Annotated in this window: 21 protein-coding genes and 2 pseudogenes; 16 read left to right on the forward strand and 7 right to left on the reverse strand. The window is 69.7% G+C overall.

Going from position 1 to position 23,762, the window contains the following annotated elements; translation table 11 throughout:
* Position 1: 1 nt before the first annotated feature.
* A complete protein-coding gene (gene pimB, locus MTAB308_RS28225) occupies positions 2 to 1,141 on the forward strand; it encodes a GDP-mannose-dependent alpha-(1-6)-phosphatidylinositol monomannoside mannosyltransferase (protein WP_077104201.1) in 1,140 nt (379 codons plus the stop codon).
* Here the strand turns inward: pimB and MTAB308_RS28230 are convergent.
* A complete protein-coding gene (locus MTAB308_RS28230) occupies positions 1,138 to 2,940 on the reverse strand; it encodes an AMP-dependent synthetase/ligase (protein ID WP_077104203.1) in 1,803 nt (600 codons plus the stop codon). The genes pimB and MTAB308_RS28230 overlap by 4 nt on opposite strands.
* A 158-nt stretch (positions 2,941 to 3,098) precedes the next feature.
* Here MTAB308_RS28230 and MTAB308_RS28235 point away from each other — a divergent pair, with 158 nt between their 5' ends.
* The 5 genes from MTAB308_RS28235 to MTAB308_RS28255 all read left to right on the forward strand — a co-directional run bounded on the left by MTAB308_RS28235 (position 3,099) and on the right by MTAB308_RS28255 (position 6,515).
* Positions 3,099 to 3,488, forward strand: a complete 390-nt coding sequence (locus MTAB308_RS28235) for a polyketide cyclase / dehydrase and lipid transport (RefSeq protein WP_077104205.1) — start codon at positions 3,099 to 3,101, stop codon at positions 3,486 to 3,488.
* Between the two features lie 104 nt (positions 3,489 to 3,592).
* Complete coding sequence (locus MTAB308_RS28240) at positions 3,593 to 4,030, forward strand: SRPBCC family protein (RefSeq protein WP_077104207.1); 438 nt, start codon at positions 3,593 to 3,595, stop codon at positions 4,028 to 4,030.
* The gene (locus tag MTAB308_RS28245; RefSeq protein ID WP_216823708.1) at positions 4,023 to 5,294 is read left to right on the forward strand and encodes an ArsA family ATPase; all 1,272 of its coding nucleotides are present in this window, start codon (positions 4,023 to 4,025) and stop codon (positions 5,292 to 5,294) included. Before MTAB308_RS28240 ends, MTAB308_RS28245 begins: the two co-directional genes overlap by 8 nt.
* Entirely contained in the window at positions 5,291 to 5,680 is a 390-nt protein-coding gene (locus tag MTAB308_RS28250) for a hypothetical protein (protein ID WP_077104211.1), read from the forward strand. Before MTAB308_RS28245 ends, MTAB308_RS28250 begins: the two co-directional genes overlap by 4 nt.
* Before the next feature lie 85 nt (positions 5,681 to 5,765).
* Entirely contained in the window at positions 5,766 to 6,515 is a 750-nt protein-coding gene (locus tag MTAB308_RS28255; RefSeq protein WP_077104213.1) for a lysophospholipid acyltransferase family protein, read from the forward strand.
* Positions 6,516 to 6,566: 51 nt separating this feature from the next.
* Here the strand turns inward: MTAB308_RS28255 and MTAB308_RS28260 are convergent, their stop codons facing one another.
* On the reverse strand, positions 6,567 to 7,859 hold the full coding sequence (locus MTAB308_RS28260) for a glycosyltransferase 87 family protein (protein WP_077104215.1): 1,293 nt from the start codon (positions 7,857 to 7,859) through the stop codon (positions 6,567 to 6,569).
* A gap of 90 nt (positions 7,860 to 7,949) precedes the next feature.
* Here MTAB308_RS28260 and MTAB308_RS28265 point away from each other — a divergent pair, with 90 nt between their 5' ends.
* The 3 genes from MTAB308_RS28265 to MTAB308_RS28275 are packed head-to-tail and all read left to right on the forward strand — an operon-like array spanning position 7,950 to position 10,827.
* Positions 7,950 to 8,834 (forward strand): hypothetical protein, encoded by an 885-nt coding sequence (locus tag MTAB308_RS28265; RefSeq protein ID WP_077104218.1) that lies wholly within the window; start codon positions 7,950 to 7,952, stop codon positions 8,832 to 8,834.
* 9 nt (positions 8,835 to 8,843) lie between these two features.
* Positions 8,844 to 9,404, forward strand: a complete 561-nt coding sequence (locus MTAB308_RS28270; protein ID WP_077104220.1) for a polyadenylate-specific 3'-exoribonuclease AS — start codon at positions 8,844 to 8,846, stop codon at positions 9,402 to 9,404.
* A gap of 34 nt (positions 9,405 to 9,438) precedes the next feature.
* Complete coding sequence (locus tag MTAB308_RS28275) at positions 9,439 to 10,827, forward strand: class II 3-deoxy-7-phosphoheptulonate synthase (RefSeq protein WP_077104222.1); 1,389 nt, start codon at positions 9,439 to 9,441, stop codon at positions 10,825 to 10,827.
* Positions 10,828 to 10,909: 82 nt separating this feature from the next.
* Here the strand turns inward: MTAB308_RS28275 and MTAB308_RS28280 are convergent, their stop codons facing one another.
* Positions 10,910 to 12,154, reverse strand: coding sequence for a protein kinase domain-containing protein (locus MTAB308_RS28280; protein ID WP_173842237.1), 1,245 nt, complete (start codon positions 12,152 to 12,154; stop codon positions 10,910 to 10,912).
* Between the two features lie 78 nt (positions 12,155 to 12,232).
* Between MTAB308_RS28280 and MTAB308_RS28285 the strand changes: the two genes are divergently transcribed.
* A complete protein-coding gene (locus tag MTAB308_RS28285) occupies positions 12,233 to 12,637 on the forward strand; it encodes an Rv2175c family DNA-binding protein (protein ID WP_077104226.1) in 405 nt (134 codons plus the stop codon).
* Here MTAB308_RS28285 and MTAB308_RS28290 read toward each other — a convergent pair.
* Positions 12,624 to 14,150: pseudogene (locus tag MTAB308_RS28290) on the reverse strand (alpha-(1->6)-mannopyranosyltransferase A); the annotation flags it as partial. The gene MTAB308_RS28285 and the pseudogene MTAB308_RS28290 overlap by 14 nt on opposite strands.
* 12 nt (positions 14,151 to 14,162) lie before the next feature.
* A pseudogene (gene idsA2, locus MTAB308_RS28295) lies at positions 14,163 to 15,222 on the reverse strand (bifunctional (2E,6E)-farnesyl/geranyl diphosphate synthase).
* A 202-nt stretch (positions 15,223 to 15,424) separates the two neighbouring features.
* On the opposite strand from idsA2, the gene MTAB308_RS28300 reads away from it, so the two are divergent.
* Positions 15,425 to 16,309 (forward strand): mycobacterial-type methylenetetrahydrofolate reductase, encoded by an 885-nt coding sequence (locus tag MTAB308_RS28300; RefSeq protein WP_077104230.1) that lies wholly within the window; start codon positions 15,425 to 15,427, stop codon positions 16,307 to 16,309.
* Between the two features lie 70 nt (positions 16,310 to 16,379).
* On the opposite strand, the gene lppM is transcribed toward MTAB308_RS28300, so the two are convergent.
* Together lppM and MTAB308_RS28310 are read right to left on the reverse strand one after the other, a co-directional pair.
* Positions 16,380 to 17,027 (reverse strand): lipoprotein LppM, encoded by a 648-nt coding sequence (gene lppM, locus MTAB308_RS28305; RefSeq protein WP_077104914.1) that lies wholly within the window; start codon positions 17,025 to 17,027, stop codon positions 16,380 to 16,382.
* 95 nt (positions 17,028 to 17,122) lie between these two features.
* Positions 17,123 to 17,734, reverse strand: coding sequence for a GNAT family N-acetyltransferase (locus tag MTAB308_RS28310; RefSeq protein ID WP_077104232.1), 612 nt, complete (start codon positions 17,732 to 17,734; stop codon positions 17,123 to 17,125).
* 327 nt (positions 17,735 to 18,061) lie between these two features.
* Here MTAB308_RS28310 and MTAB308_RS28315 point away from each other — a divergent pair, with 327 nt between their 5' ends.
* The 5 genes from MTAB308_RS28315 to MTAB308_RS28335 all read left to right on the forward strand — a co-directional run bounded on the left by MTAB308_RS28315 (position 18,062) and on the right by MTAB308_RS28335 (position 23,701).
* Positions 18,062 to 18,463, forward strand: a complete 402-nt coding sequence (locus tag MTAB308_RS28315) for a DUF3040 domain-containing protein (protein ID WP_067922035.1) — start codon at positions 18,062 to 18,064, stop codon at positions 18,461 to 18,463.
* A 385-nt stretch (positions 18,464 to 18,848) separates the two neighbouring features.
* Complete coding sequence (gene mraZ, locus MTAB308_RS28320; protein WP_077104917.1) at positions 18,849 to 19,280, forward strand: division/cell wall cluster transcriptional repressor MraZ; 432 nt, start codon at positions 18,849 to 18,851, stop codon at positions 19,278 to 19,280.
* Entirely contained in the window at positions 19,255 to 20,430 is a 1,176-nt protein-coding gene (gene rsmH, locus MTAB308_RS28325; protein WP_108637425.1) for a 16S rRNA (cytosine(1402)-N(4))-methyltransferase RsmH, read from the forward strand. The genes mraZ and rsmH overlap by 26 nt, the downstream gene beginning before the upstream one ends.
* Positions 20,427 to 21,629, forward strand: a complete 1,203-nt coding sequence (gene ftsL, locus MTAB308_RS28330) for a cell division protein FtsL (RefSeq protein WP_077104236.1) — start codon at positions 20,427 to 20,429, stop codon at positions 21,627 to 21,629. The genes rsmH and ftsL overlap by 4 nt, the downstream gene beginning before the upstream one ends.
* Positions 21,626 to 23,701, forward strand: a complete 2,076-nt coding sequence (locus MTAB308_RS28335; protein ID WP_077104238.1) for a peptidoglycan D,D-transpeptidase FtsI family protein — start codon at positions 21,626 to 21,628, stop codon at positions 23,699 to 23,701. Before ftsL ends, MTAB308_RS28335 begins: the two co-directional genes overlap by 4 nt.
* Positions 23,702 to 23,762 lie beyond the last annotated feature (61 nt).

Genomic DNA, 23,762 nt, shown 5'->3' on the forward strand with positions numbered 1-23,762 from the left:
GGTGAGCCGGGTCCTGCTGGTAACCAACGACTTTCCGCCCCGCCCGGGCGGCATCCAGTCCTACCTGGGCGAGTTCGTCGGCCGGCTGGTGGACGCCGGGCCGCATTCGGTGACGGTATACGCGCCGCAATGGAAGGGGGCCGAGGCGTTTGATGACTCGGCCGCGGCGACCGGCTATCGCGTGGTGCGCCACCCGGGCATGCTGATGCTGCCCGGCCCCGCGGTGGACGCGCGGATGCGCCGGCTGATCGGCGAGCGGGGCATCGACACCGTCTGGTTCGGCGCGGCCGCACCGCTGGCGCTGCTGGCGCCGCGCGCCCGGCAGGCCGGGGCGACCCGGGTGCTGGCCAGCACGCACGGCCACGAGGTGGGCTGGTCGATGCTGCCGGTCGCGCGGTCGGTGCTGCGCCGCATCGGCGATTGCACCGACGTCGTGACGTTCGTGAGCCGCTACACGCGGTCGCGCTTCGCCTCGGCCTTCGGCCCCGCGGCGAGGCTCGAGTACCTGCCGCCCGGGGTGGACACCGAGCGGTTCCGGCCCGACCCGGCGGCCCGGGCCGAGCTGCGCACCCGCTACGGGCTGGGCGAGCGGCCCGTCGTCGTGTGCCTGTCGCGGCTGGTGCCGCGCAAAGGCCAGGACATCCTGATCAAGGCGCTGCCGTCGATCCGCCGCCACATCGACGGGGCGGCACTGGTCGTCGTCGGCGGCGGTCCCTACCAGGACGCGTTGCGCAAGCTGGCCCGGGACTGCGGGGTGGCCGAGCACGTCACCTTCACCGGCGGCGTGCGCGCCGACGAATTGCCGGCCCACCACGCGCTGGCCGACGTGTTCGCGATGCCGTGCCGCACCCGCGGCGCCGGCATGGACGTCGAGGGCCTGGGCATCGTCTTCCTGGAGGCCTCGGCGACGGGCGTGCCGGTCGTCGCCGGCCTATCCGGTGGGGCCCCGGAAACGGTGCAGCACAACAAGACTGGGCTGGTGGTCGACGGCCGGTCGGTGGACGAGGTCGCCGAGGCGGTCACCGCGCTGCTGGGCGATCGCGACCGGGCCGCGGCGATGGGCGCGGCCGGGCGAACGTGGGTGACGTCCCAGTGGCGCTGGGACGCGCTGGCCGCCCGGCTGGGCGAACTGCTCGGTTAGTCCTTCTCGTAGATCGATTCGATGTCGGCGGCGAACTTCTCGGCCACCACGTTGCGCTTGACCTTCATGGTCGGCGTCAGCTCCCCGGTGTCCTCGGTGAAGTCGACCGGCAGAATGCGGAACTTGCGGATCGACTCGGCGTGCGACACCGCCAGGTTGGCGTGCTTGACGGCTGCGTCCACCTCGGCGACCAGGTCGGGGTCGGTGGCCATGTCGCCGACCGACGCTTCGGCGGGCTTGTGGTTGCGCTCCTTCCAGGGATCGAACGCCTCGGGGTCGATGGTGATCAGCGCGCCGACGAACGGCTTGTTGTCGCCGACGACCATGGCCTGGCTGATCAACGGGTGCGCCCGCAGCTGGTCCTCGAGCACCGCGGGGGCGACGTTCTTGCCGCCGGCGGTGACGATGATCTCCTTCTTGCGGCCGGTGATCTTCAAAAAGCCGTCCTCGTCCAGCGAACCCAGGTCACCGGTCTTGAACCAGCCGTCGGTGAACGCGTCGCTGGTGGCCTGCTCGTTGCGCCAGTAGCCGCTGAACACCACGCCGCCGCGCACCAACAGCTCGCCGTCGTCGGCGATGCGCATGCTGTTGCCGGGCAGCAACGTCCCGACCGTCCCGATCTTGACCCGCCCGACCTGGTTGACCGTGATGGCCGAGCTGGTCTCGGTCAGGCCGTAGCCCTCGTGGATGGTCAGGCCCACGCCGCGGTAGAAGTGGCCCAGTCGCGCGCCCAGTGGCGCGCCGCCCGAGACGGACGCGTGGCAGTCGCCGCCCAGCGCCGCGCGCAGCTTGTGGTAGACCAGCCGGTCGAACAACGCGTGCTTGGCGCGCAGCAGCAGCCCGGGCCCGCCGTCGTCCTGGGCCTGGCTCCAGTCGACCGCGGTTTGCACGGCCATCGCGAAGATGCGCCCGTTGCCGTCGTTGACGGCGTTCTGCTCGGCGGTGTTGTAGACCTTCTCGAACACCCGCGGCACCGAGACCACGACCGTCGGCTTGAACACCGCCAGCATCGGCAGCAGGTTCTTGATGTCGCTGGTGAAACCCACCGTGACCTTGTTCGCGAACGCCGACAGGGTCAGCGAGCGGGCCAGCACGTGCGCCAGCGGCAGGAAGACCAGCAGCCGCTGGCCCTCGTCCAGCAGCGTCGGCAGGCACTCCTTGGCACCCCGGGACTCGTAGAGCAGGTTGGAATGGGTCAGTTGGCAGCCCTTCGGCCGGCCCGTGGTGCCGGAGGTGTAGATCAGGGTCGCCGGATCGTCGGCGCGCAGCGCCTCGAGGCGGGCGGTCAGCTCGGCCGGCTCGACCGAGACGCCCTCCTGTGCGAGCTGGTCGAGCGCCTTGGGTCCCGAACCGTCGATGTGCAGCACCCGGCGCAGCTCGGGCAGCTCGGTGGTGAGTTCGGTGACCATCGCGGCGTGCGCGTCGGTCTCGGCGAAGGCCAGCACCGCCTCCGAGTCCTGCAGCACCCAGCGCACCTGCTCGGCCGACGACGTCTCGTAGATCGGGACCGTGACCGCGCCCACCGCCAGGATCGCCAAGTCCAGGATCGCCCACTCGTAGCGGGTGGCCGAAAAGATGGACACCCGGTCGCCGGCCTGGACCCCGAGCGCGATCAGGCCCAGCGCCGCGGAGCGGACGTGGTCGGCCGCCTCAGCGCACGTGACGTCCGTCCACACGCCGTCGACCTGGCGTTGAAAGATGACGAAGCTCGGGTCGTCTCGCTCGTGGCCGAAGACCATGGCCGCGACGTTCTCGTGCTCGCCGACGGTGAAGCGGGCAGGGACACTGTACTCACGCACTGTGATGACCTCGATTGGACTCGTGTCGTTGCCTGGCCCTTGGTCGGGCCGGCTTGCTGTGGCCCAGCCTAATCCGCGCATTCGCGCAGCACGGTCGAGGTCGGCTCGGCCGCCACCGCGCTTGCGGGTTCCGTGCGGCGGTGTGTGAAGCTGGGAAGGTGAACAGCATCCAGATCGCCGACGAGACCTTCGTCGCCGCCGACGGCGCGCGGGTGGGCGCCGCGGTCGCCGATCCGTCGTCCTGGCGGCGGTGGTGGCCCGACCTGCGGCTGCAGGTGGTCGAGGATCGCGCCGAGAAGGGGATCCGCTGGACGGTCACCGGCGCGCTGACCGGCACCATGGAGATCTGGCTGGAACCGTCGCTGGACGGGGTGGTGCTGCACTACTTCCTGCACGCCGAGCCCAGCGGCGTGGCGGCCTGGCAGCTGGCAAAGTTGAACTTGGCGAAGATGACGCACCGCCGTCGGGTGGCGGGTAAGAAAATGGCGTTCGAGGTCAAAAGGACGGCGGAACGGTCGCGTCCGGTCGGCGTTTCTCCGGTAGTTTAGCCGGATCAAGGTGCGGCGGTAGGAGTACCGTTTCGGCCCGGAGGCCGGGGTAGTCCGGCGCATCGCGGGGCCTATCCGCTCGCGGGAGAGAGGGCAGCAGCCAGGTGGCGGAAAAGACGACGCAGACCATCCACATCGAAGCCGATCCGGGCACGGTGCTGGAGGTGATCGCCGATATCGATTCCTACCCGGAATGGATCTCGGAATATAAGGAAGCCGAGGTGCAGGAGAGGGGCGACGACGGCTACCCGAAGGTCGTGCGATTCGTGATGGACGCCGGCGTCATCAAAGACACCATGGTCATGTCCTATCAGTGGCCCAAAGACCGCAAGTCGCTGAGCTGGACCCTGGTCTCCAGCTCGCTGCTGCGTTCGCTCGAAGGATCTTATCGCTTGGAGCCCAAGGGATCTGGTACCGACGTCACCTATGAACTGTCGGTCGACCTTGCCATTCCCATGATCGGAATGCTCAAGCGCAAGGCCGAGCGCAGGCTGACCGACACCGCTTTGAAGGATCTGAAGAAACGAGTCGAGGCTGAGTGAGTCCAGCGACTTCCGGGCACCCACCCCGGCCCGGATCAGTCTTTTCGTCGGGAAGGGCGGGGTAGGAAAGTCAACCCTGGCCTCCGCCACAGCGGTCTGCGACGCGGGTTCGGGCCGGCGGGTTTTGGTCGTGTCCACCGACCAGGCGCACTCGCTCGGCGACGTGCTGGGGGTTCCGGTCCCGCCCAGCGGCGATGGCGAACCGGTTCGGGTGCTCGCCGATGACGCGGAGGCCGGCGGCGGTTTCCTCGACGCGCTGGCGCTGGACACCCTGGCGCTGCTGGAGGCCCGGTGGCAGGGCGTCGTCGACACGCTGGATCGGCGGTTTCCCGATTCGGAGCTGAGTACCATTGCGCCCGAAGAACTTTCGGCGTTGCCGGGTGTCCAGGAGGTGCTGGGGCTGCACGCCGTCGGCGAGCTCGCCGCCTCCGGGCGATGGGATCGCATCGTCGTCGATTGCGCCTCGACCGCGGACGCGTTGCGAATGTTGACCCTGCCGGCCACCTTTGGGCTCTACGTGGAACGCGCATGGCCCCGCCATCGCCGGCTGTCCGTCGCCGGGGACGACGCCCGCTCGGCCGCGATGGTGGAACTGCTGGAGCGCATCAGCGGCAGCGTCGACCGGCTGAGCACGTTGCTGACCGACGGCGAGCTGGTCACCGCGCACCTGGTGATGACGCCCGAGCGGGTGGTGGCCGCCGAGGCGGTGCGCACGCTGGGTTCCCTGTCGCTGATGGGCGTGCGGGTCGAGGAGCTGATCGTCAACCAGGTTCTGGCCGAGGACGAGTCCTACGAGTACCACAACCTGCCCGAGCATCCGGCGTTCTACTGGTACGCCGAACGCATCGCGGAGCAACGCGTCGTGCTCGAGGAGCTCGACGCCACCATCGGCGACGTGGCGCTGGTGCTGACCCCGCACCTGTCCGGCGAGCCGATCGGCCCCAAGGCGCTGGGCGCGCTGCTCGACGGCGCCCGCCGTCGTGGCGGCGCGGCGCCGCCGGGGCCGCTGCGCCCCGTCGTGGACCTCGAATCCGGGTCGGGGCTTGGGTCGATATACCGTATGCGGCTAACGTTGCCCCAGCTCGATCCCCCGGGACTGTCGTTGGGCCGAGTCGACGACGACCTGATCATCAGCGCCGGAGGGTTGCGGCGCCGGGTGCGGTTGGCGTCCGTGCTGCGGCGATGCACGGTGCTCGACGCGCACCTGCGGGGCAGCGAGCTGACAGTTCGCTTTCAACCTGACCCGGAGGTGTGGCCAAAGTGAGTGGGGCTCACCCCGATCTCGGTCCCGAGCTGCGCCGGCTTGCGCAGGTGATCCTCGACGGCATCGACCCCGCGGTGCGGACGGCCGCCGCGCTGACGGCGGGCTCGGGCGGTGAAGGGACCGGCAAATGCCAACAGGTGTGGTGCCCGGTGTGCGCGCTGGCCGCGTTGGCGACCGGCGACCAGCATCCGTTGCTCACCATCGTCGCCGACCACAGCATCGCGCTGCTGGAGGTCATCCGCGGCATCGTCGACGACATCGACCGGTCGGCCAAACCGCCGCCCGATGGGCCGCCCGAGGGCGGCGGCACCGAGCCCGATTCCAGCGCGCCCGCCGGCGATGCCAAGACGCGTTATCAGCCCATCCCCATCACCGTCGAGGAGTAACCCGCCGCGGCGAAGGTGGTCCCTGCCGCCGCGGGTCGGTACAGTTGGCGCAGAACACTGCGGGTGGCGGGCGAGAGGGAGGGCCATGTGGTACTGGCTATTCAAGTACGTCTTGCTGGGCCCGTTGCTCTCCTTGCTTGGTCGACCGAAAGTCGAAGGGCTGGAATACGTTCCGACTTCCGGCCCGGCGATCCTGGCGAGTAATCACCTGGCCGTCATGGACAGCTTCTTTCTGCCGCTGGTCGTCCGGCGCAGGATCACCTTCCTCGCGAAGTCCGAATATTTCACCGGCACCGGGATCAAGGGTTGGTTGAGCCGGTGGTTTTTCACCGCCGTGGGGCAGGTGCCGATCGACCGCAGCGACGCCGACGCCGCCCAGGCGGCCCTCAAAACCGCCGAGCAGGTGCTGGCCCACGGCAAGCTGCTGGGCATGTATCCCGAGGGCACGCGGTCGCCGGACGGCCGGCTGTACAAGGGGAAGACCGGGCTGGCGCGCCTGGCGCTACACACCGGCGTTCCGGTGATCCCGGTGGCGATGGTCGGTACCAACGTGGTCAACCCGCCGGGCACCACGATGCTGCGCTTCGGGCGCGTCACCGTCCGGTTCGGCAAGCCGATGGACTTCTCCCGCTTCGAGGGCATGGCCGGCAACCGCTTCATCGAGCGCGCCGTCACCGACGAGGTGATCTACGAGCTGATGCGCCTCTCCGGCCAGGAGTACGTCGACCTCTACGCCGCCAGCGTCAAGGAGCACGGCGCGGAAGCCGCGGAACTCGAGGCCGCGGGGAAACCGACCGATGAGGCCGCGCGGATCCCCGAGACCGCCGTCGGCTAGTGGCGATCGCGAGCGCGGCGTGGCCGGGCGCTGCGGGTCGCCACCATCGATTCAGCTGCGGGCGCCCACCGGCGTCGCCGTGGCGGTGGCCGGCTCGGACCGGCTTGTGCGCGCGGTGACTGTCAATCCCGCCACGACGATGACCGCCAGCGCCCACCACACGTAGGACGCCCCGGCGAGTTGGCGCCACCAGTTGGCGGTGGTCTCGTGGTGCTTGGGCAGCAGGTCGATCGGCGTCCACCGCATCAGCGCCACCCCGGCGACGCTCAGCACGCCCAGCGCGACGTTGCGGCGCCGCCAGGCGAGCACGCCGGTCACCAGCACCGTCGGCAGCGCCCAGACCCAGTGGTGGGACCACGACACCGGCGAGACGACCAACCCGAACAGCGCGACGCAGATCACCGCGAGGACGGGCTCGCCGGCGCCCAACACCCGCCGCATCGCCCAGATCGTCGCCGCCAGCACCAGCAGGCAGGCGATCACCCACAGCGGGAAGCGTTCGTGCTCGCCCAGCCCCAGCCGGGCCAGGGTGCCCGCGATGTTCTGGTCGGTGTTCAGGGCGGCCTCACCGATGCGGTCGGTGTGGTGGACGGTGTGCGTCCAGTATTCCCACGAGTCGCTCCACGCCAGCGCGAAGCCCAGCAGGGTCATCGCCGCGAACGACGCCAGCGCCGTCAGCGCCGCGCGGTTGTCGCGGCGCAGCAGAAAGTAGAGCAGAAACACCGCGGGCGTGAGCTTGAGCGCCATGCCCAGGCCCAGCAGCACCCCGCGCGGCCACGGCAGGCGGCTCGGCACGCAGTCGGCGATCACCAGGGTCATCAGCACGACGTTGATCTGGCCGAAGGCGAAGTTCGAGGTGATCGGTTCCAGCCAGATCGTCGCCGCGGCCGCGATCAGCACGGCCAACCACAGCCGCCGCAGCCACGCCGGGCCGGGGACCAGGGCCGACGTGGGCCACACGTCCAGGCCGGTCAGCACGATCGCCGTCGAGCCGATCAGCAGCACCAGCGTCAACACCGTGATCGCGACGCTGGCGGCCGGCATGTGCAGCCAGGAGAACGGGCAGAACACGATGGCCGCCAGCGGGGGATACGTGAACGGCAGGTTCAGCCCGATGGGTGTGTGGAACAACACATCGCCGCGGTAGAGCGGACGCCCGTCCAGCCAGGCCTGGCCGCCCATCTGATAGATGTCGATGTCGATGCGGTACGGCGTGTGCCCGAACAACCGGCCGGCCACGTAATACATCGCCGCGGCCGCCACCAGCCAAAGCAGACCCCACACCAACACGCCGGGGCCACGTTTGCCTAGGACGCCCGCGCCGGGGGCCCGCCATCTACTCATGTCGCAGAACAGCGTAATCGGTGCAACCGCGGGCCAGGTGTCGCAGCGCGGCTCCCGCCCTGTCGGCAACTGCAGGCGTAGGTTTCTAACGTGCTCCACTGGTTCGTGTTCGGGGTGGCCCACTGGTTCGCGCACGACATCATCGACCGCGGTCGGCTGCCCTTGCTGTGCTGCCTGATCGCCTTCATCCTGACCTTTTTCGTCACGCGAACGTGCGTGCGGCTTATCCGCCACCGCGCCAAGACCGGTCGGCCCACCCGATGGTGGCAACCGCGCAACGTCCACATCGGGGAAGTGCACATCCACCATGTGGCGTTCGGGGTGGTCCTGGTGATGCTCTCCGGGCTGATGTTGGTGACCCTGTCCATCAGCGGGCAGGAACCCGAATTCACCCTGGCCGCAACCCTTTTTGGCGTCGGAGCCGCGCTGGTCCTGGACGAGTACGCGTTGATCCTGCATCTGTCCGACGTGTACTGGGAAGAGGACGGCCGCACGTCGGTGGACGCCGTGTTCGCCGCGGTGGCGGTGGCCGGGCTTTTGATGATGGGCCTGCACCCGTTGATGTTCTTCCTTCCGTTCTGGCACGGCGCCGACGCGGTGGCGCTACGCGCCGGGGTGGCCGGTGAGCTGGTGTTCACGCTGCCGCTGGCCGTGGTGGTGCTGCTGAAGGGCAAGGTGTGGACCGGATTGCTGGGCATGTTCATCGTCGTGCTGCTGGTCATCGGCGCGGTCCGGCTGTCGCGCCCGCACGCCCCGTGGGCCCGGTGGCGGTACACCACCCAGCCGGACAAGATGCGACGCGCGCTGCAGCGGGAACGCAGGCTGCGCCGCCCGGTGGTTCGCGCCAAGCTGTGGGTGCAGTGCGCGATCGCGGGGACCCCGAGCCTGCCCGACGAGCGCCTTGTCGATGCCCAGCTCGACCACGACGTGCACGCGGCACCGCCGCCGACGGGGCCCATCCTGATCAGCCGATAGGCTGCGCCGGTGCGGTATTTCTATGACACCGAATTCATCGAGGACGGCCGCACCATCGAACTGATCTCGATCGGGGTCGTCGCCGAGGACGGCCGCGAGTACTACGCCGTGTCCACCGAATTCGATCCCGAGCGCGCCGGTAACTGGGTGCGCGCCAACGTGCTGCCCAAGCTGCCGCCGCCGTCGTCGCCGCTGTGGCGCTCGCGCAAGCAGATCCGGCTGGACCTGGAGGAGTTCTTAAACGTGGACGGCGGCGAGCCGATCGAGCTGTGGGCGTGGGTGGGGGCCTATGACCACGTCGCCCTGTGCCAGTTGTGGGGGGCCATGCCGGCGCTGCCGCCGGCGATACCGCGTTTCACCAGGGAATTGCGGCAGTTGTGGGAGGAGCGCGGGTCGCCCCGGATGCCCCCGCGGCCGCGGGACGCCCACGACGCCCTGGTCGACGCCCGCGACCAACTGCGCCGGTTCCGGCTGATCACGTCCGGTGGCGACGCGGGCCGCGAAGCAGCCCGCAGAGGAGGCGGACCAGCACACCCAGCCGGTGAGCGCCCAGAAGGGCGTTCGCCCTGATCAGCCGTTCCCGTACCCCAGTTACCATGGACCGATGAACTGGACCGTCGACATCCCGATCGACCAGCTGCCGCCGCTGCCGCCGCTGTCGACCGACCTGCGCGCGCGATTGGACGCCGCACTGGCCCGGCCGGCCGCCCAACAGCCCAGCTGGGACGGCGAACAGGCCGCGGCGATGCGCACGGTCCTCGAGAGCGTGCCGCCGGTGACGGTGCCGTCGGAGATCGTCCGGCTGCAGGAACAGCTGGCCCAGGTCGCCAGGGGCGAGGCCTTCCTCCTGCAGGGCGGCGACTGCGCGGAGACGTTCGTCGACAACACCGAACCCCACATCCGCGGCAACATTCGCACCTTGCTGCAGATGGCCGTCGTGCTGACCTACGGCTCGAGCATGCCGGTGGTCAAGGTGGCCCGCATCGCCGGCCAGTACGCCAAGCCCCGTTCGGCCGACGTCGACGCGCTGGGCCTGAAGTCCTACCGCGGCGACATGATCAACGGCTTCGCCCCGGACGCCGCGGTGCGCGAGCACGACCCGTCGCGGCTGGTGCGCGCCTACGCCAACGCCAGCGCCGCGATGAACCTGGTGCGGGCGCTGACCTCCTCGGGGCTGGCGTCGCTGCACCTGGTGCACGACTGGAACCGCGAATTCGTCCGGACCTCGCCGGCCGGCGCGCGGTACGAGGCGCTGGCCAACGAGATCGACCGGGGCCTGCGGTTCATGAGCGCCTGCGGGGTCGCCGACCGCAACCTGCAGACCGCCGAAATCTACGCCAGCCACGAGGCTTTGGTGCTCGACTACGAACGCGCCATGCTGCGCCTGTCCGACGTCGAGGGCGGGGAGCCGCAGCTGTACGACCTGTCTGCGCACACCGTGTGGATCGGCGAGCGCACCCGCCAGCTCGACGGCGCGCACGTCGCGTTCGCGGAGGTGATCGCCAACCCGATCGGCGTCAAGATCGGCCCGACGATGACCCCGGAGCTGGCCGTCGAATACGTGGAGCGGCTCGACCCGCACAACAAGCCCGGGCGGCTGACGTTGGTGAGCAGGCTGGGCAACAACAAGGTGCGAGACCTGCTGCCGCCGATCGTCGAGAAGGTACAGGCCGCCGGGCACCAGGTGATCTGGCAGTGCGACCCGATGCACGGCAACACCCACGAGTCGTCCAACGGCTACAAGACCCGGCACTTCGACCGCATCGTCGACGAGGTGCAGGGCTTCTTCGAGGTGCATCGCGCGCTGGGCACCCATCCGGGCGGCATCCACGTCGAGATCACCGGCGAGAACGTCACCGAGTGTTTGGGTGGGGCACAAGACATTTCGGACACCGACCTGGCCGGCCGCTACGAGACGGCCTGCGACCCGCGGCTAAACACCCAGCAGTCGCTGGAGTTGGCCTTCCTGGTCGCGGAGATGCTGCGCGACTAGCCCGCCTCGCCGCGAGCGTGCGTGTTTGTACGGCGACACGCCGCGCGGGCCGTGCAACCGCGCACCCTCGCGGGGAAGGAGCTCACAGCAGGCCGGTGAGGTTGCTCCCGATCGTCCAGGCCGCGGTCGCGACGAACCCGGTCAGTGCGAGCACGATCGCCACCCAGATGAGCACCATCCGCCGGGCGCGCTGACGCTCCCAGACGAACTCGCTCATCGCGATGCCGGCGAATTCGCCTGAGACCGGCTGGTATTGGTCGTCGGGCTCAGGCGCGGGTCCGCGGGCGGGCGGGCGCACCGGCTCGGCCCAGTCCTCGGGCCCGCGGGTCAGCTGCCGGGTCGGGTGGCGGACCGGCGCGGCGGCGGGCGGGCGTGAGGGTTGCGCGGCCGCCAGGCGCTCGCTCATCCGGAGATGGTGCAGCGCGGCGGACCGGTGCTGGGCGGAGTTGCGCGGCGCCGGCACTCGGAAGGCGGGCAGGGCGAGTTCTTCGGCGATGGCCTCCAGGTCCGCGCCCATCTCGACGGCGTCGGCGTATCGGTCGCCGGGGTCGCGGGCCGTCGCCCGTAGCACGAAGTCGTCGAATTGCGGTGGCACGCCGTCGATCGCGGCGCTAGGCGGCGGCACGTCGGCGTCCAAGCGTCGGTAGGCGACCGACAGCGCCGAGTCGCCGGTGAACGGCGCGCGCCCGCTCAGCAGCTCATAGGTGAGGATCCCGGCGGAGTAGACGTCGCTGCGGGGGCCGGCGTTGCCGTCGCGCACCTGCTCGGGCGACAGGTAGGCGGCGGTGCCCAGAATCACGCTGGTGGAAGTGATTCCGGCGGACGCGACGGCGCGGACGAGACCGAAGTCGGCGATTTTGACATCGCCGTCGTCGGAGATCAGGACGTTCTCGGGTTTGACGTCGCGATGCACCAGGCCGGCCCGGTGCGCGGCGGCAAGCCCACCGAGCACAGGGCGCAGCACCGCGGCGACGGCGTGGGGCGGCATCGGCCCGCGCTCGGCCAGCAGCTCGCGCAGGGTTCCGCCCTCGATGAGCTCCATCACCAAGAACGGGTGCCGACCGTCCAGGCCCTGGTCATAGACCGCGACCAGGTCGGGATTTTTCAGCCGGGCGACCGTGCGCGCTTCGAGCTGGAAGCGGGTGAGGAATTGGTCGTCGCCGGCGTAGCGGGCGTCGATCACCTTCACCGCCACCGGGCGGTCGAGGCGCACGTCGAGGCCGCGATACACCGTCGAGGTGCCCCCGCTGGCGATCCTGGACTCGACCCGGTAGCGGCCGTCCAGCAACGCCCCCTCCATCGGGTCCCCCGTCCCAGCTGCGGTCACGGGGCCATAGTAGGTGCGGCCGGGGAATCGGGCCCAGAACGCCCGTCCGACGCGCGAAGCTGGGCCTAGACTGGCGCGATGAGCAGTGTTCCGGCCGGGGACGACGTGCTAGACCCCGACGAACCCATCTACGAATTGCCCCGGGTCGCCGAGTTGCTCGGGGTGTCGGTCAGCAAGGTCCAGCAGCAGCTGCGGGAGGGGCACCTGGCCGCGGTGCGGCGGGGCGGCGGCGTGGTGGTACCCCAGGTGTTTTTCACGAATTCCGGTGAGGTGGTCAAGAGCCTGCCGGGGCTGCTGACGATCCTGCACGACGGCGGTTACCACGAGACCGAGATCATGCGCTGGCTGTTCACCCCCGACCCGTCGCTGACGATCACCCGCGACGGCACCCGGGATGCCATCAGCAACGCCCGTCCCGTCGACGCCCTGCACGCCCATCAGGCGCGAGAAGTCGTGCGGCGCGCGCAGGCTATGGCGTACTGACCGCTCGGGTCTCGGGCTTCCGGTACAGCGCGTACCAGGCGGCCAGCGCGCACGCGGTGGCCAGCGAAAAGTGCAGCCACGAATACATGCCGTGCGATCCGTCGGGCTTGAAGATCACCATGACCCAGGTCGACAGGCCGGCGATCGCGGCGACCGCCCGCCGGGACTGGGCCAGGGGGGCGGCCACCGCCAGCGGCCAGGAGTAGTACCAGGGCAGCGCGGCCGGGACGAACAGCACCACGATCAGCATCGACCATGCGATGCCGGCCAGCGCGGCGCGGTCGTCGCGGCGGAACCGCCACCACAACAACGGCAACGACACCGCGATGATCACGATGCCGATGAAGCGGGTGATGCGCAGCGTGGCATAGAAGTCGACCGCGAAGAACCCGCTGCCGAGGGCGTGAATCAGGTTGGCGACCGCGGTCGGCACCGTCAACCAGTTGATGATCTTCACCGATCCGGCCAGCGCGGTCAGCCACCCCAGCCCGACGCCGGCCACGGCCGACAAGATGGCGAACACGATGGCGAAGGTCAGCACCGATATGGCCGTGGCCGTCAGGAACGCGGGGACGGCGCGGTAACCCCGGCGGTCCCGCAGATGCCGCATCCATACCCACACCAGGAACGGCAACGAGATTCCGGCGGTGGCCTTGACCGCGATCGCCACAGTTATCAACACGACGCCCAGGACGTGACGCCCCTGGAAGCTCAGCGCGATCCCGGCGGCCATCAGACCCACCATCAGCATCTCGTTGTGCACCCCACCCATCAGGTGGATGAGCACCAGCGGGTTCAGGACGCAGATCCACAGCGCCAGTGCGCCGTTGGTGCCCAGGTGGTGCGCCAGTCGCGGGGTGGCCCAGATCAGCAGTGCCAACCCGGGCAACATGCACAGGCGCAGCAGCATGGTCCCGGCGATCACGTGGTTGCCGACCACCATGGTGACCAGCTTCGCGACCAGGATGAACGCGGGCCCATAAGGGGCGGTGGTGATGGTCCAGATAGGACTCACGTTGTCCAGCAACACGTTTGGATTGGCAACCGGGCCTACCGCGTAGGGGTCGAAACCGTCGCGCAGTAGCGCCCCCTGCGCCAGGTACGAGTAGGTGTCGCGGCTGAAGACGGGGACCGACAACAGCAACGGCGCCAACCAGAAGGCGGTGGTCGCTCTCATGGTGAACTCGGTCGCGTTGCCCGCCAGCGTGATCCGGCCCAGCCGCACCCACGCGATCAGCATCAGGCCCACGCCCGTCCACAACACGATCGACGACAGCACCAGCCCGTGGCCGAACCGCAGCCAGGACAGGTGCAGTGCTTCGAGGAGAGGATCGTGTGGCTTGGTGCTGCCGGCGCCCAGCGCGCCCAGCGTGAGTAGCGCCGAGCCCACGAAGCCCAGCTTCGCCGGGCGCGCCTCCGGGGTGGCGGAGAACGCGGCCAGCCGTGAAACATACTGAGCGAGAGACCTTTTGGTCGCCGGCGAATCGTCGGTCGGGGCGGGTGTCGGGGTTGACTCGTCATCGGCTCAGGCGGATCGATTCGTGGCCATCTTGGCCAGCTCGGCCAGCCCGGCCTTCGCGGCCTCGTTGATGGGCGCCGCCGCCCAGCGTGGCCAGCGCCCGTTCGGTCAGCGCGGCGATGCGCTGCTCGGCGGCGGCCAGCGCGCCGACCGACTCGATGACCTCACGCAGTTCGCCCACCTGGGCGTCGGTCAGCCGCGCGCCGATCGAGGTGCGTAACAGGTTGGCCGCCAAGGGATCCGACTTGTCCGCCAGCTCCACCGCCTCGGCCAGCAGCACGGTTCGCTTGCCGGACCTCAAGTCGTCACCGGACGGCTTGCCGGTGACCGCCGGGTCCCCGAACACGCCCAGCACGTCGTCGCGCAGCTGGAACGCCACGCCGAGGTCCGTGCCGAGCTCCGCGAACGCGGCCTGCACCTCGGGTCGGTCCGCGGCGGCGGCCGCGCCGAGCTGCAGCGGCCGCGCCACCGTGTAGCAGGCGGTCTTGTAGGTGTCGACGTTCATCGCCGACGCGATGGACTCGGCGGCGCTGGCCTCGGCGACGATGTCGAGGTATTGCCCACCGAGCACCTCGGTGCGGATGTCGGCCCACACCCGTCGGACGCGCCGCCGGGCGTCCGGCGCCAACTCGAGGCCCAAGACGATGTCGTCGGCCCAGGACAGCGCCAGGTCGCCCAGCAGGATGGCCGCCGACGTCCCGAACCGCTCGGGCGAGCCGCGCCAGTCCCGGTCGCGGTGCAGCGCCGCGAAGCGGACGTGGGTCGTCGGCCTGCCGCGGCGGGTGGATGAGTCGTCGATCACGTCGTCGTGCAGCAGCGCGCACGCGTGCAGCAGCTCCAGCGCGGAAAACAGCAGCAACGCTTCGGGATCGGGATCCCCGGTCGCCACGGCGCGCCAGCCCCAGTAGGCGAAGGCGGGGCGCAGCCGCTTGCCCCCACCCAGCACGAAATCTTCCAGGGCCGCGATCAGGACGTCGAAGTCGGCGCCTTCAGAGCCGATGTAGGCGCTCTGGGCGCGCCGGTCGTGCAGGTACCGCCGAAGTTCCTCGGTGATGGCGCCGGTCAACTCGACGGTTGCCGCCGCGGGTGCGGCTTCTGGGCTCAGCGCGGCGCCCCTTTCTGCTCGGCATGTCTCTAGGGCCGACAGTTTATGTGGCTTGCGCGCCCCCAGTTGCTTCGACTGCCTCACTATCCCGCCCCTATGCTGGCGGGGTGTCCGGGCGCTGCGTGGCGCAGCGCCGCCCCGGCCCGGCGAGGAGAGGAGCCGCGTGAGCCTGAACACCATCGCGCTCGAGTTGGTGCCCCCCAACGTCGAAGACGGCAAGGAGCGGGCGCTCGAGGACGCGACGAAAGTGGTGCGCTACTCGGCCGAATTCGGCCTCGAGGGCCGGATCCGGCACGTGATGATCCCAGGCATGATCGCCGAGGACGACGATCGTCCCGTTCCGATGAAGCCGAAGCTGGACGTGCTGGACTTCTGGTCGATCATCAAGCCGGAGCTGCCGGGGTTGCGCGGGCTGTGCACGCAGGTCACCGCCTTCATGGATGAGGCGTCGCTGCGCCAACGGCTCACCGAGCTGTGCGACGCCGGGATGGAAGGCGTCGTCTTCGTCGGCGTGCCGCGCACGATGAACGACGGAGAGGGCTCCGGGGTCGCGCCGACCGACGCCTTGTCGATCTATCGCGAGCTGCTGAGCAATCGCGGCGTGATCGTGATCCCCACCCGCGACGGCGAACAAGGCCGGCTGAACTTCAAATGCAACCAGGGCGCGACGTACGGCATGACGCAGTTGCTGTACTCCGACGCGATCGTGGGCTTTTTGACCGACTTCGCCAAGAACACCGATCACCGGCCCGAAATCCTGCTGTCCTTCGGCTTCGTGCCAAAGGTGGAGAGCCGCGTCGGCCTGATCAATTGGTTGATCCAGGACCCGGGCAACGCCGCGGTGACCGGCGAGCAGGAATTCGTCAAACGGCTGGCCGCCAGCGAACCCGACAAGAAGCGCCAGCTCATGGTCGACCTGTACAAGCGAGTGATCGACGGCGTCGCCGAACTCGGCTTCCCGTTGAGCATCCATTTCGAGGCGACCTACGGGGTTTCCGGACCCGCTTTCCACACCTTCGCGGAGATGCTGGCCTACTGGTCGCCCTAGGTCTGCGGCCGCCCTAGCTGCCTCCGGGCGACACGCAGCCCCGGCGAAATGCGCCGCGCTTGCGATCGCCCTAGCTGCGCGGTTGGTCGCGCGGCGCGGTGAAGCGCGGCGAACGGTCGCGGCTCATCCAGGCCAGCAGCGCGACGACGCCGGCGGCGGCAAAGGACGCGATGCCCAGCCACACGCCCGCCCCGGTGAAGTTGCGGGTGTTGGGATCGGTGTAGCGGGCGTTGGCCGTCATGGTGCTCACCACGCCCGGCTTGAGCTTCCAGGACACCACGTCGGGCTCGACGCGGTCGCCGTTGGTGGAGGTCACCACGCCGGGAAAGGCGACCGTCAGCTCGACGTCGGCGTCGTTGTCCGTCACCGACGTCAGGTCCGCGCGGCCCTCCAGGATCACCAGGTTGCCGTTGCGGCGCAGCGACAGGTTCACGCCCTGGGCGTCGGAGTTCATGTTCGCCAGCTGTGGCAACTCGGCGAAGGTCAGATCCGAGAACACCGCCTGCGACCCCACGTAGCCGTCGCTGTCGTAGTTCGACACCGCCACCTTCTGGCTGAACGGCAGGTTGTTGGTGTCGAGCTGGGGACCGGAGTCTTTGGGGGTCTTCGGCTTGGCCGCCGCGATGACCTCCCCGGAGACGAGATCGTCCGGCGAGATCGTCAGCGAAGCCCGGACCCGCAGGCAGCCGCTGGCCAGCGGCACGATGAGCAGCAGCATCGCGATCGCCAGCAGGCGGCGCCGTCGGGACGTGAATCCGCGGGCTCGAAGCGGGGGAGGGCTGGCGTGCACGAGGTCATCGTGCCAGATCCGCGTCACTGAAGCGGCAGCGCGCGGCCCAGGATCGCGAACGCGCGTGGGTCCCCGGCGAAGTGGTAGCCGCGGATGACGTCGGTGAAGCCCAATCGCCGATACAGCCGCCACGCGCGGTTGGGTTCGCCGTTGGTCTCCGGCGTGGAGAGCAGCACGTTCTTCTCCTCGCGGGCGGCGAGCAACCGTCGGGCCAGTGCCTCGCCGAGGCCGCGGCCCTGCGCGCGCGGATGAATGTGCAACTCCGTCAGCTCGAAGTAGCTGTCCATCAGCCGGGCGATCTCGGCGGCCGGAGCGCCGCCGCGTTGCAGCCCCAGGACCACCTGCTGCTGCCACCACTGCCCGGGTGCCCCGGGATAGCCGTAGGCAACGCCGAGCAACGGGGCGTTGCTCAGGTCGGCGGCCGGCGGCGGGTGGCCGCCGGGCGCCTCGAGGGCCTCGGCTTCCACCGCTGCGACGCCCTGCCAGCCGCGTCGGCGGATGTGCTCGAGCCACATGGCGGCGCGCTGGTTCTCGGTGCCCCGCGGGTAGCGCATCGCTTCGACATAGACCCTGAGGGCGTCACTGAGACGGCGCTCCATATCGTTCGGCGGCAGATCGATGAGGAATATCGCCAACTCGCGGTGCCCTCCTCATCCGATCGCTTCAGGTATTTGGTTCGGCCAGGTGCCGCTGTCGCCATTATCCGACGCGGTTGTCCGCCGCGCGCCGAGCGGTCACGGCAACGGCCCGAAGGGGCCGATGGACCCGCCGCCGCGGCAAGCGGGTTGCCGCGCACCGTCGTTGTGGGCCGCGCCGGTGTCGGGGTGCGGCCGGGATAGAATCGCTGTCGAACCGGTGGTACAGCGCAGATTGACCTCGTATCATTTGTGTTAGTTGCCTTTACCAAGGGCATCCGCGTGCTATCGATAGTTACGTGCCAAACTGTCGGCAAGGAGGGACGAATGCCACTCTCCGATCATGAACAGCGGATGCTCGATCAGATCGAGAGCGCGCTCTACGCGGAAGACCCCAAATTTGCGTCGAGCGTCCGTGGCGGAGGGTTCCGCGCGCCGACCGCGCGGCGGCGCCTGCAGGGCGCGGCATTGTTCGTCATCGGCCTGGCAATGCTGGTTTCGGGGGTGGCGTTCAAAGCCACGATGATCGGAAGTTTCCCAATTCTGAGCGTGTTTGGCTTCATCGTGATGTTCGGCGGCGTGGTCTACGCGATCACCGGGCCGCGGCTGGCCGGCCGGCCGGACCGCTCCGGGTCGGCGCCCGGATCGGCCCGCCAGCGTCGCAACAAGGGCGGCGGCTCGTTCACCAGCCGCATGGAGGACCGGTTCCGCAGGCGCTTCGACGAGTAGCGAACGCGTACAAGACACGGGGTAGTCGACGCGGCTGCCCCGTTTTTGGTGCTCGGGCCGTCTTGAAGAGCGGGCCGGCGCCGAGTCCTGTCTGACTCTGAATCGATCCCAAATCGAGTCCGGGGCGCTGGATCACGCCCCACCGGGCCCCACCGACGAGCCCCACCGCGCCCCACACGGCCATTGCACGCCTCTGACGTGGGGTTTTCGTGCGTCACGGTCGCGTAGCGGCGGGCCCGCACCGCCCGTCGGGCGGCCGTGTGACGACCGGTGGTGGCGGATAGGCCGGAAAAGTCGGCGGCGACACCCCAACAATGGGGCAAAGTGGGGGACTGTGGGGTATGGTGGCTGAAGTGTTTGGGTGACCGGTGTGGGAGGTGAGCTGGTGTTTCTCGGCACCTACACGCCCAAACTCGACGACAAGGGGCGGCTGACGTTGCCCGCCAAGTTCCGCGACTCGTTGGCAGGGGGGTTGATGGTCACCAAGAGCCAAGACCACAGCCTGGCCGTCTACCCTCGGGCGGAATTCGAGCAGCTGGCGCGGCGGGCGAGCAAGACGTCGCGCAGCAACCCCGAGGCGCGGGCGTTCCTGCGCAACCTCGCCGCCGGCACCGACGAGCAGCATCCCGACGCGCAGGGGCGGATCACGTTGTCGGCCGACCATCGCCGGTACGCGAACCTGTCCAAGGACTGCGTGGTGATCGGAGCGGTCGACTACCTCGAGATCTGGGATGCGCAGGCCTGGCAGCACTACCAGCAGACCCACGAAGAGAACTTCTCCGCGGCCAGCGATGAAGCACTCGGCGACATTATCTGAGGCGCGTGCCCGTGCATCGTGGCCTCTGCCCGAACCGACCCTGGCGTACTTCCCCAACGCCAGGTTCGCGCCTTCGGACAGGGACCCGGGTGCAAGGGCCGGCCGTCAGGTCCTGGGAGGCGTTGCGGTGGAAGATATTTCAGACGACTTCGGCCACGTGCCCGTCCTGCTGGACCGCTGCGTCGAGCTGCTCACCCCCGCTCTGACGCGCCACAACTCGGACGGCTCGGGAGCGGTCCTCATCGACGCCACCCTCGGCGCGGGTGGGCACGCGGAGCGCTTCCTCACCGACTTGCCCGGCCTGCGGCTGCTCGGTCTCGACCGCGACCCCGCCGCGCTGGACATCGCCCGGCAGCGGCTGGCCCCCTTCGCCGACCGAGTCACGCTGGTGCAGACCCGGTATGACGGCCTCGCCGGAGCCCTCGCCGAATCCGGCCACGCCGCAGCCGAATCCGTGGACGGCGTGCTCTTCGACCTCGGCGTCTCCTCCATGCAGCTCGACCGCGCCGAACGCGGCTTCGCGTACGCCCACGACGCCCCGCTGGACATGCGGATGGACCCGGCGTCGCCGCTGACCGCCGCCGACATCGTCAACACCTACGACGAGGCGGCGCTGGCCGATATCCTGCACCGCTACGGTGAGGAGCGCTTTGCGCGCCGCATCGCCGCGCAGATCGTCCGCCAGCGCGCACGGACCCCGTTCACCTCGACCGCGGAGCTGGTAGCCCTGCTCTACCAAGCGATTCCGGCGCCCGCCCGCCGCACCGGCGGGCATCCGGCCAAGCGCACCTTCCAGGCGCTGCGCATCGCCGTGAACGACGAGCTGACCTCGCTCCGCGATGCCCTGCCCGCCGCCCTGGACGCGCTTCGGGTGGGCGGACGCATCGCGGTGCTGGCCTACCAATCGCTGGAAGACCGGATCGTCAAACGCGTGTTCGCCGACGCGGTCGCCTCGCGGACGCCGGTGGACCTTCCGTTCGAACTTCCCGGCCACGAGCCGCTATTCCGGTCGTTGACGCGCGGCGCCGAACGCGCGGACGCGGCCGAGATCGAACGCAATCCTCGCAGCGCGGCCGTGCGATTACGGGCCTTGCAACGGCTGGAGCAGCGGGTGCCATCACAGCAGGTGAGCGGGAAAGGCGACTTATGAAGGTAAAGCGCGAGGCGCCGAAGCGCCGCGGCGGCGGTGACCGCCGCAGCGTGCGCGACGGCTCCACCCGCAAGGGCAGGCGCGCCACCGCCGACGCGGTGTCGCCTCGGCGCACCCGGCCGGCCTCGGCGAGCACCCGCGAGGCCGGAGCGCACAAGTCCGGGCCGCAAACCAGCCCGATCACCCGGCCCACGGAGCGGTCGGGCCGGCCCAAAAGCGCCAGCCAGGCCAAAGCGCGAGCCAAAGCGCGGAAAGCCAAGGCGCCCAAGGCCGTCCGGCCCCGGTTGTCAGAGCGGCTCGCCACCCGCCTCGCGTCGATCGACCTGCGGCCGCGCACGCTGGCGGCCAAGGTCCCGTTTGTCGTCTTGATCATCGGCGCGCTCGGCCTCGGCCTGGGCCTGACGCTGTGGTTGTCCACCGCCTCCGCCGAGCGTTCCTACCAGCTGAGCCACGCGCGCGAGAAGAACCGGATGCTGCAGGAGCAGAAGGAGGCGCTGGAACGCGATGTGCGCGAGGCGGAATCCGCACCGGCGCTCGCCGAGGCGGCCCGCAAGCAGGGCATGATCCCCACCAGGGACACCGCGCATCTGGTTCAGGACCCGTCGGGCAATTGGGTGGTGGTGGGCACCCCGAAGCCGGCCGACGGGGTCCCGCCGCCGCCGCTGAACACCAAGCTCTCCGACGCGCCGCCGCCCCCGCCACCGCCGGCGCTCCCGCCGGAGGTCCCGGTCCGGGTGCAACCTGTGCCCGGGGGCCCGCCCGTGCCGGGCAGGCAGGGTCCGGAGGCGCTGTTACGCGCCCCGGACGGGTCGTCGACGGTGGGCGGCCAGCACCTGCCTTCGCAACCGACCGCGCCGCTGCCGGGGATGCCCGGCGGCCCGGCCACCGGGCATTTTCAGGGCGTCGTGCCGTTGCCGGGATTGCCTGGCCCGGCGGCACCGGCGCCTGCTCCGGGGGCCGCCGAGGTACCGATCCCGTTGGGCGGCTTGCCCGTTGCTCCCGCTCCGGCGCCCGCGCCACTACCCGCGGAGGTGCCGGTTCCGGTGCACCCGGGAACCGCGCCGCCCGCACCCCAGGTGGTGGCCCCCGTCGTCCCCGGCGTGCCGGTGCAGCCCGGTGTGCCGGTGCAGCCCGGCGTGCCGGCTAACGGCGGACAGTTCGGCCCCCTGGCCGCCGCGACGCCGGGTGCCGCCCGGTGAGCCGCGGCGACGCTGGGCGCACGAGCCGGTCGCAGTCAGCCCGTCCGACCCGCGGTCCCCGTAAACCCCAGGAGCCCAAGGGCGTCCGGCAACCCAAGCGGCCCCGTAATCCTAAGCAGGTCCAGCAGTCGTCGGACCCGCGCGGGCCGAAGAGATTCCGGAAACCCAAGGAGGCCAAGCCAACCCGCGCGGATGCGCGGCCCGACGCCGTGGGCGTTGGTCACTCGGCGCGGCAGCGGCGCACCCGCCAGATCGTGGAAGTGGGGTCGCGCGGCGCGTCGTTCGTCTTTCGGCACCGGGCCGGCAACGCCGTCATCCTGGTGCTGATGCTGGTGGCCGGGGCCCAGCTGTTCATGTTGCAGGTCAAGGACGCCCCTAAGCTGCGGGCCCAGGCGGCCGGCCAGCTCAAGGTCACCGACGTCGAGAAGGCGGTGCGCGGCAGCATCGTCGACCGCAACAACCAACAACTGGCGTTCACCATCGAGTCGCGGGCATTGACGTTCCAGCCGAAAAGGATTCGCCAGCAGCTCGATGAGGCGAAACGGAAGAATCCGGCCGCCCCCGACCCGCAGGAGCGGCTGCGGGACATCGCCAAGGAGGTCTCCACCCGGCTGAACAACAAGCCCGACTACCAGACGGTGCTGAAGAAGCTGCAGGGCAACGACAATTTCGTCTATCTGGCGCGCGCCGTCGACCCCGCGGTGGCCAGCGCGATCTCGGAGAAGTATCCCGAGGTCGGCTCCGAGCGGCAGGATCTGCGCCAGTACCCCGGCGGATCGCTGGCGGCCAACATCGTCGGCGGCATCGACTGGGACGGCCACGGGCTGCTGGGGCTGGAGGATTCCCTGGACTCCGTGCTGTCGGGGACCGACGGCTCGGTCACCTACGACCGCGGGTCCGACGGCGTCGTCATCCCCGGTAGCTACCGCAACCGGCACCGGGCGGTCAACGGGTCGACGGTCCAGCTGACCCTCGACGACGACATCCAGTTCTACGTGCAGCAGCAGGTCCAGCAGGCCAAGAATCTGTCCGGGGCGCACAACGTTTCGGCCGTGGTGCTCGACTCCAAGACCGGCGAGGTGCTGGCCATGGCCAACGACAACACCTTCGACCCCTCCCAGGACATCGGGCGCCAGGGCGACAGGCAGCTGGGCAACCTGGCGGTGTCATCGCCCTTCGAGCCCGGGTCGGTGAACAAGGTGATCACCGCATCGTCGGTCATCGAATACGGGCTGACTAACCCCGACGAGGTGTTGCACGTGCCCGGCTCAATCCAGATGGGCGGGGTATCGATCCACGACGCGTGGGACCACGGCGTAATGCCCTACACCACCACCGGCGTGTTCGGGAAGTCGTCGAACGTCGGCACCCTGATGCTGGCGCAGCGCGTCGGCCCGGAGCGCTTCTACGACATGGTCCGCAAGTTCGGGCTGGGACAGCGCACCAATGTCGGGCTGCCCGGTGAGAGCGCGGGGCTGGTCCCGCCCATCGACCAATGGTCGGGCAGCACCTTCTCCAACCTGCCTATCGGTCAAGGCCTTTCGATGACCTTGCTGCAGATGACCGACATGTACCAGACCATCGCCAACGACGGCCTGCGGGTGCCGCCGCGGATCATCAAGGCCACCATCGCACCCGACGGCACCCGGACCGAGGAACCGCACCCCGAAGGTGTGCGGGTGGTCTCGCCGCAGACCGCGCAGACCGTGCGGGGCATGCTGCGCGCCGTCGTGCAGCGCGACCCGATGGGCTACCAGCAGGGCACCGGGCCGGCGGCCGCGGTGTCCGGTTACCAGATGGCCGGCAAGACGGGCACCGCCCAGCAGATCAACCCCGGCTGCGGTTGTTACTTCGATGACGTCTACTGGATCACCTTCGCCGGCATGGCCACCGTCGACAATCCCCGCTACGTCATCGGCATCATGATGGACAACCCGCAGCGCAACGCCGACGGCTCGCCGGGGCATTCGGCGGCCCCGCTGTTCCACAACATCGCCGGCTGGCTGATGCAGCGTGAAAACGTGCCGCTGTCACCGGATCCGGGGCCGCCGCTGACGTTGCAGGCCACCTAGCGGCGATCGCGAGGGCGGCGTAGCCGGGCGAAGCGGGTCGGCGCCCGTGGGATCTAGCGGC

The organism is Mycobacterium terramassiliense (assembly GCF_900157385.1).
GTDB lineage: Bacteria > Actinomycetota > Actinomycetes > Mycobacteriales > Mycobacteriaceae > Mycobacterium > Mycobacterium terramassiliense.